The 7586-nt window shown below is 69.4% G+C and carries 8 protein-coding genes; 2 read left to right on the top strand and 6 right to left on the bottom strand.

Features of this window, described 5'->3' with window-relative positions:
- Positions 1 to 316: 316 nt before the first annotated feature.
- The 3 genes from VIM26_RS20140 to VIM26_RS20150 all read right to left on the bottom strand — a co-directional run bounded on the left by VIM26_RS20140 (position 317) and on the right by VIM26_RS20150 (position 3017).
- Positions 317 to 1657, bottom strand: a complete 1341-nt coding sequence (locus tag VIM26_RS20140; protein ID WP_331954561.1) for a hypothetical protein — start codon at positions 1655 to 1657, stop codon at positions 317 to 319.
- Positions 1657 to 1803: a hypothetical protein gene (locus VIM26_RS20145; protein WP_331954563.1), complete on the bottom strand. Its 147-nt coding sequence runs from the start codon at positions 1801 to 1803 to the stop codon at positions 1657 to 1659. Before VIM26_RS20145 ends, VIM26_RS20140 begins: the two co-directional genes overlap by 1 nt.
- Positions 1804 to 1892: 89 nt before the next feature.
- On the bottom strand, positions 1893 to 3017 hold the full coding sequence (locus tag VIM26_RS20150; protein WP_331954565.1) for a hypothetical protein: 1125 nt from the start codon (positions 3015 to 3017) through the stop codon (positions 1893 to 1895).
- Positions 3018 to 3309: 292 nt separating this feature from the next.
- Between VIM26_RS20150 and VIM26_RS20155 the strand changes: the two genes are divergently transcribed.
- Positions 3310 to 4230, top strand: coding sequence for a ParA family protein (locus VIM26_RS20155; protein WP_331954566.1), 921 nt, complete (start codon positions 3310 to 3312; stop codon positions 4228 to 4230).
- Positions 4227 to 4598: a ParB family protein gene (locus VIM26_RS20160; protein ID WP_331954568.1), complete on the top strand. Its 372-nt coding sequence runs from the start codon at positions 4227 to 4229 to the stop codon at positions 4596 to 4598. Before VIM26_RS20155 ends, VIM26_RS20160 begins: the two co-directional genes overlap by 4 nt.
- 162 nt (positions 4599 to 4760) lie before the next feature.
- On the opposite strand, the gene VIM26_RS20165 is transcribed toward VIM26_RS20160, so the two are convergent.
- The 3 genes from VIM26_RS20165 to VIM26_RS20175 form a co-directional block, all read right to left on the bottom strand.
- A complete protein-coding gene (locus VIM26_RS20165; protein WP_331954570.1) occupies positions 4761 to 6572 on the bottom strand; it encodes a hypothetical protein in 1812 nt (603 codons plus the stop codon).
- A gap of 298 nt (positions 6573 to 6870) precedes the next feature.
- On the bottom strand, positions 6871 to 7125 hold the full coding sequence (locus tag VIM26_RS20170) for a hypothetical protein (RefSeq protein WP_331954572.1): 255 nt from the start codon (positions 7123 to 7125) through the stop codon (positions 6871 to 6873).
- A gap of 85 nt (positions 7126 to 7210) precedes the next feature.
- A partial coding sequence (locus tag VIM26_RS20175) for a MinD/ParA family ATP-binding protein (RefSeq protein ID WP_414696531.1) occupies positions 7211 to 7586 on the bottom strand: 376 nt, incomplete at its 5' end.

Here is a 7586-nt window from a genome sequence, read left to right on the forward strand (position 1 = left end):
CCAGGACCGGACTCCCGTTCCACGTCTCGCCGGTGTCGAACGCGGCGTATCGGGCTTCCGTCTTGGGACCGATGACAGTTACTTGGCGCATGGTGAGCCTCCGTGCCGGGCTCGGGTGGCCGGAAGACCCGACCGTTTTACGCCCTGCCCAACACCCTTAACTATACCTTGTCATAGGTAATGAGTCTAGTTCTATGGGTTGGGTTGTGCGCTCCCACATCGGTGCGACGCCGCGAGTGCCCACACGAAAGCCCCCACCGTGATGACGAGGGGGGGCTTGCGTGCGGTGTCCGGAGGTGCGCGACCTTTGCTGCCGTCAGCTGGCAGCCGCGACCAGCCGAACGTTGTCCTCGCGCAGCGTGGTGGCCTCGGTGTCCAGCTGCACAGTGGCGCGGTCGCGCCACCGCAGCCCTGTCCGGTCAGTCACGGTGTGTCCGTGCTCGCGCATCACTACCGCGATCCGCGCCCCCGAGATTGTCCGGTCATGACGGACAAGATCGACGGCGATCGTCAACGGGTCTTGACCCGTGACCGCTTCTGCAGGGCTGTCGGACGGGCGTCCTACCTGCGTGTCCGACCGGCGGTCCACCGTGTCGGACAGGGGGAACGCCAGTCCGGGCTGGTCGGGGTCGGGGGCTTTCGCTCCGTCCGACAGCGCAGCGGCGGCCTCCGCCGGCACACCCTCGGTGTCCGACCGGTGGAGCGGCAGAACCGGATCGGCGTCCAAGCCGTTCATCGAGGCGGCCGCCCTGTCGGACTGGAGACGGGTCGCCACAGAGTCCGTGGTGCGGGTGTCGAGCGCCAGGTCCGACAGGGCATCGGACAAGTGGACAGCGCGGCTGACGGGGCCGACGCCTTCGTCCGACTGGATGTCCGGTCGGCCGGGCGGCATGGTCGCGGCCGGGAGGATGTCGACAGCGCCGACGGCGGCCAGGACGGCGTGGAGGTCGGTGCCAGGGCCGACCATCCGTAGCGCCGCGATGTGCGAGCGGCGGAGCTTGCGCCGGGCCAAGCGCAGCCGTGCGGCCTGGGTGCGCGATTGACCAGGGAGCCGCCGTGGCGCGTTGGCTTCCATCTGCCGGACCGTCAAGGCGTCCTGCGCGACCGCGATCAGTCGCCGGTCGCGGCGCACCTCGACGAGCGAACGTGCCTCGTGCTCGCGACGAGCTGCTGTCAGGACCCGCTCCCACAGGAGCGCGGCGACGAGTGGAGCCGCGAGCCGCACGCCGGCGGCGAGCAGAGAGCCGGGGTCGACCTCCCAGGACCTGACGCCGTCCAGCTGCGGACCGACGAGCTCGTGCGTGCCGGCAAGGATGCCCGAGACGAGCGAGACGCCCCAGACAGCTGCGGCATCGATCCCGCCGGGACGACCAGCCAGCGCTGACGCTCTGGTCAGCAACGCGAAGGAGATCAGCGCGAGCTCGAGGAATCCCGCCAGAGCGACGGCCACGGGCACCGGAAAACCCAACAGGTCGATCGCGAGGCTCGCCATGCCCTGCATCGCCAACACGGTCGGCACGATCGCACCCACACAGGTGACCACCGTCGCCTGCGAGCGTGCCCGCTGGACGGCCGCGAGGTTGGCCAGGGCTGGTGCAGCGTGCGGCGCGTGGGGCGCGCGGGGATCTCCCTCGATGGGTACGTGAGGGGTATTCATCAGGCGGCCCGGACGGTCGCAACGCGCGTGGTCAGCACGCCGACGGCCAGCGCCAGAGCGAAGAGGTCGGCGTCCTCGACCTCGACGACGACCGGCGCGGTGGCACGGCGACGGGTACGGGTGATCTGGGCAAGAGAGAATGACATCGGGGAACCTTCCAGTGCTGTTGGTTGTGTTTCCTTCGGCCCCCGGCGGTGTTGACAGACACCGTCGGGGTCTTTCACGTCGGGCTGCTTCAGCCCTTCGGTGGAGTCGCGGAGCGCTTGCCCAGCGGGTCGGTCCCTCGCTGGGCCTCGGCCCGATCGGCGCGGCTGCGCTGGTCGCGAGCCTCGTCGCGTGCCCGGGTCAGGTCTTCGCGCAACTGGTCCAGCTGCTCGGTGTGCGTGGCGCGGAGGTCGTTGACGCGCTGGTCGCCGTGGGCCTTCTCCCCCGCTACGTCGGCCTTGGCCGCATCACGCTGGGCAGTAGCTGTCGCGACCTCCCCTCGGAGCTCGCTGACCTTCTCTCGCAGGGCCACCCCTTCGGCGCGAGCGGCGTCGAGCTGCTCACGGAGCTGGGCGGTCTCGGTCTCGGCGCGCTGCGCCCGGGCGGTCTCGAGGTCTGCACGGGCTTCCGCGCTGCGTGCGCGGTCTAGGGCCTCGGTCTGGGCGGCTGTGGCCGTCTCGGCGCGAGCGGCGGCCGCGTCACGGTCCCGCTCAGCGTCGTCCCGGCTCGCCCTGGTGGCCGCCAGGTCTCGGTTGAGCTCCTCGAGCTCGTGGCGCGCCTGCTCATCCTGAGCGGCGGCCATGGCCCGAGTCTCCGCGAGCTCGGCGCGCAGCTGCGCGCCGGCCTGCTCCTGCTCGGCGAACTGCTCGCGGACATGCTCGAGGTCGGTTCCCAGTTGGTCTGCAAGCTCGACAGTCTCCGCCGCGGCTGCGTCGGCCTCCGCCCGCTCGGCTTCCGCCTTGCGCTGGGCCTGCTCCGCGCGAGTAGCGCGCGCCGACGATGCCGCCACCTGCTCGGCCGCATCGGTCGACATCGACTCGATCTGAGCCTCGGCGGCATCCGGATCGGAGATGGTCCGCAGCTCCTCGATGAGTGCCCGGAACTGCTCGACCAGGTGCTCCCCCATCCCCGCGACCTGCCCCCGGATCTCGCTCGCACGCTGCCGCGCCGCATCGACGGGCCGCTCTTCCACCGCTGACACGGCGCCTGCGGTCTCTCGACGCTTGCGCTGCCGAGCGCGCCACGCGGCGGCCGGCGTGTGGGCCGGGTCGTCGCAGTACTCGGGCAGCCGCCCGACGCCGCCTGTCGCGGGCGCCGGCGGCCGCTCGCACCCCGGGAACCGGCACGTTCTCGTCTCTTCCACGGTTTCACTCATATCATCATCATACACGAAGAAAAGATGTAATGGAAGATGAAAGACGTAATGTAATGGATGAGGTCGGTTGGTGAGCTCCTCGGGGTCGCCCTGTTTTTCAGGGCGGGGCCGGCCTCACCAAACCTGCTAAACAAGTTTCGCCTGGTAAGCAAGTTTCACTTGTTACAACCGCCATCAGGGCGTTACATGCTTAACCTGTCTAACTTGCATAACAAGTTATGCAACTTCCGCTGGTGTTGCTTGCTTAGCCGGGCAATACCTGTCCTACTTGTTTTCCATGAGAGAGAGTCGCGTGAGAGAAGCACCGCCGCTCGACAGGGAGCTCCTACAGCGCGTCATCGCGGTGATCAACGGCAAGGGCGGCGTCGGCAAGACCACGATCGCCGCGAACGTAGCCGCTCTGCTCGCACGCAGCGGCTGGCGGGTCCTCGTCGTTGACATGGACCCCCAGGGCAACCTTGGGCTCGACCTCGGCTACTCAGGCACCGACGACGACGACGACGGGGCTTCTCTCGCCGCGGCGCTGCTGTTCGGCCAGGCGGTCGAGCCGTTGCGCACTGTGCGCGACAACCTCGACGTTCTGCGTGGGGGAGACGCCCTGCACTCCACACAGGCGGGCCTCGCGGCCAGCAGCGGCAGGTCGACCACCGCCGCCGTGCTTGCTCTCGCCAACGTCCTGGTACCCATCGCCGGCGACTACGACGTCATCATCATCGACTGCCCGCCCGGCAACGACGCATTGCAGTCCGCGGCGATCGCCGCGGCGCGCTGGGTCGTCGTGCCGTCCAGGGTGGACTCGGGGTCACAGAAGGGGCTTGAGGACGTGGCCCGGCGTCTGGACTCGGTCCTGGCCCTGAATCCGGACGTCGACTTGCTCGGCGTCGCCCTGTTCGATGTCGACACCACGGCGACCCGCGTGCACGCGAAGGCCCGCACCATGGTTGCGGACACCCTCGGCAGTGAGTCGATCGTCTTCACGACCACCGTGCGGCACAGCAGCGCTGTCGCCCAGGAGGTCCGCGACCGCCGCGTGCTCGTCCACGAGCTCGACGAGTTTGTTCGCCAGGGCCCCGAGTGGTGGAAGGTGCGGCGCGGCGAAGCCAGCGCCGCGCAGGTTGGCCCCCGGTCAGCGACCTCGGTCGCCGATGACCTGCACGCGCTGACCAGCGAGATCATCGCTCGTCTGACGGCGAAGGAGGAGGCAGCCGTATGAGCAGCCAGCCTGAGCACGACCGCAGTGTCGCTGGCCCGCCGCCCCGGCCCGCCATCGCGCGGCGTCCACCCGATGCAACCCGGCTGATCAGGGACAACCGCACGCCGGCGTCCATACCCGCCGAGGCAGAAGGCCCGTCTGGTGACGACGTCAAGGAGCAGATCACGGTCGCGATCAGCGCCGACGTCAGGCAGCGATCCCGTGCCGCGTTCCGCGAAGCGCGCTACCGCGAAGGGGTGCGCACATATGCGGACTTCGTCGGGGGAGCGATCGACCGTGAGATCAAGCGGATCGAGGCCACGTACAACGAGGGCGAGACGGTGCCCCCTGACGCAGAGCATTTGCCCCGGGGCCGTTCCAACGTCTGAACACGCAACGAGCTCGCCCGGGGCGGAAGGCGGCGAGCAGCTGGAGTTCACGCTGCGACGTCGGACCTTCGAAGCACGTTGGGGCCGGCGGCCGCGTTCCACAGAAGACGAGGATGCCGGGGGTCCGAAGGTTGAACGTCGAGAGGTAACCCCGGCTGGGCCCTACGCGGCGAGCAGGGTCAGTGCCGCCGCGGGACTCCCGGCCAGGGCACGACGAGCGGCACGGTAGTCGGCGCGTCCGTCGGGGCCACGAGGATGCGGGGGGAGGGCACCTCTGCCGCGTCCCGCGATCAGAGTGAGTTGGCCGGAGGTAGGTCGGCGGCGGGCGATGACGTGGCTCGGTGTCGTCATCCAGGCATACTCGGCTCGCCACCACTCCCAGACCGCACGCTCGAGCGCGTACAGCTCGCCACGAGCCACTAGCGCGCCGGCACTGCCACGACGTCGCGCAACAGCATCGCGACGAGCTGCTGGTGCGGCGCGCCAGCCCTCCGCCGCGTGCTTGACCAGTCCCTCTGCCACCAATCGCTCCACAGCACGACACACCGCATCGTCGGGCAGCTCCTGATCCGGGCCCACTAGAGCGCTCGGATCGGCGATCGACCGTGCGTAGACGTATCCACAGAGGGACCCCAAGCCGAGGGGACTGGCGAAGGCGTCGTGCCGGCAGAGGGCTAGACGGTCGCGGAGTTGGTTGAGCAGGGAGGAGCGGAGAGCATCCCCACCAAGGGCGGGGCGCGGGTCCGCTTGTGACCGGGCTTCATTGAGACGCCTGTGGACAGCGCTCCGCGGGTCGATCGTCCAGCTCGCGGAGGCAGTTCCGCTCGCGCTTGCGACGCGTGCGATCCACTGATCGGCGGCCAAGCGCAGGAGCGCCGTGCGTGCTGTCTCCCGACCGATCCCGCACGTCAGGGCCAGGCGCCGGATGTCGGCTTCCACAGCCGCTGCTACGGCGTCCAGGGCCAGGGCGCACAGTGCGTCCAGGACGAGCCGGTCTGTCGGTCCACCGCCCTGGGTCCACCGTCCGGGGCTGCTGTCGGCCCTTGTTTGAACGTGCGTAGCGATGACCGCGATGTCCGCGGCCCGCTGGTCGAAGGTCGCGTCAGTGTGGTCTGGGCGGCGGGGTGCGATCGCCATCGCGTCGACGGCTTTGGCCCACTGGCGGGAGAGGACCCGGGCGGGGGAGTCTGCGCCGCGGGCAGGACGCAGGCGCCGCCCGGATTTTGCGCGATAGGAACGGACGTGAGCCATGCCGGGGGAGTCGATCAGGGCTGCGACGTCCTCGTAGTGCCACTTGGCGGAGGCCGCGCCGCACAGGATCCGCCACAGGACGGCTGAGGCATCCCCAGATGCAGCGTCGCTCTCCAGCGCGGCCGCGGATCCTGCGGGTAGGCGCCGCTTGGGGCCGGGCAGGTACGGATGGCCGAGGGCGTCGAGGGGAGCGGGGGAGTGGGTCAGCGCCGCTGTCGCGCCGTCGTCGTCGTGCAGCTGCGCGGCGAGCGTCGCCACGAGCTCGTGCACCTGCGCTCCCGTGGCCGCCGGGCGCGTCAGGTTGGCGACGTCGCCGGCGATCACGGTTGAGGTTCCGCCGTGGCGATGGGGGGAACCGGGGGGGCGCACGCACCCGGTGACGGGGTTCAGCAGCGGGGCCAGGTCCAAGCTCGGGCACAGGCGTCGCACCAGTCGCCCCAGGGTGGCGACCGTGGCCGCGTCGATGTCATCGACGAGAGCGACCCACACATGGCGGCCGCCGCTTGGCCCAGATGCGCACACGACGTGCGGGACGTTTGCTCGGTCGAGCAAGTCCGTGATCGTCGCGGTGTCCGCCGCGACTAGGGCGCGGCCGCCCTTGGCGTCCAGGTCGAACGCGATCAGCCGGTAGCGCCCATCCCTGCTGCCCGCGAGGTAGATGGCCCACGGCACATCAGGGGCCTCGGCGGCGGATGTGCGGTAGGTGCCGGTGTACGTATTCACCACTTCGCCGGTGACGTCCTGGTCCGCTACCCGCACTGACCTGCGGGGACTCAGCGCGCCGGTCAGTTCCCAGGCGCGGGCGGTCGCAGAAAGGCCCGAGCCGTCCGGCGTGTTGCTGGCACTCGGCCGCGTTCTATTGACGTCGCGGGCTATCATGGTCCCGATCTCTAAAACGACACACCGCAAGGTGCGTCACCCGGAGCTCTTCACCGCCTCGCCGCCAAGCTAAAGGGTGAAGGGCTTTCTGGACTTCTAGGTTTGGCCCGCCCGTGAGGGCGGGCCAAACCTGTTTCTACGTCTACGCGGAGATGTCGAGGACCTCCTGCTGCGTCGGACCACCGGTCCACCAGGTGGGCCGGTTGGACTCGTCAAGGTCGACGTGCTCAAGCAGCGCCTGGACCACGGCCCACTGTGGGGCGCCGGTCGCGGCGACGATCTGCTCAAGGGTTCGCTTCGCCTCGGGCTCGACCTCAACGAACACCCCAACGCGGCCGCCACCAGTTCCGCGCGCTCGCCGTTGCGTCTTCATCGCCATGCCCACAAAACTAGCCATAGGTATATTGCCTCTCCGGGATCACGCCCGGCGTGTCGCCGAAAGAGTTTTTCGTACTAAAGAGCAGGTCAGAGCCCGGCAGGGGTTACAGGCCGTCCGCGATGGCCGCTGCGACCCGGAGCCAGGACGCCCGGCTGGCGGCGCTGAGCGTGTCGTAGTCGATCGGTCCGCCGCCGTGAAGAGCAGGGTCGTGGGGGACGTCCACGACGGCGCGCGTGAGCTTGCCGAAGTGATCATGCAGTCGCTGGGAGAGTTCGGTGTTGGCTGCGTGCGGTGAGCCGGAGGTCGCGGCCAAGACTGTTACTGCCTGCTTGACGGCACGCCGTGAGCCGCTGCTGGAGCGCAGGCCGTCGAGGAGCCAGGCTGCGGACTGGGCGACGTCCTCCTTCACCGTGGAGATGATGACGAGCTGGTCGGCGGCTTCGACTGCCGCCTGCCAGTTCGATGCCCGCATGTTGTTG

Origin of the sequence: Pengzhenrongella sp., from assembly GCF_036565025.1 — a bacterium.
GTDB lineage: Bacteria > Actinomycetota > Actinomycetes > Actinomycetales > Cellulomonadaceae > Pengzhenrongella.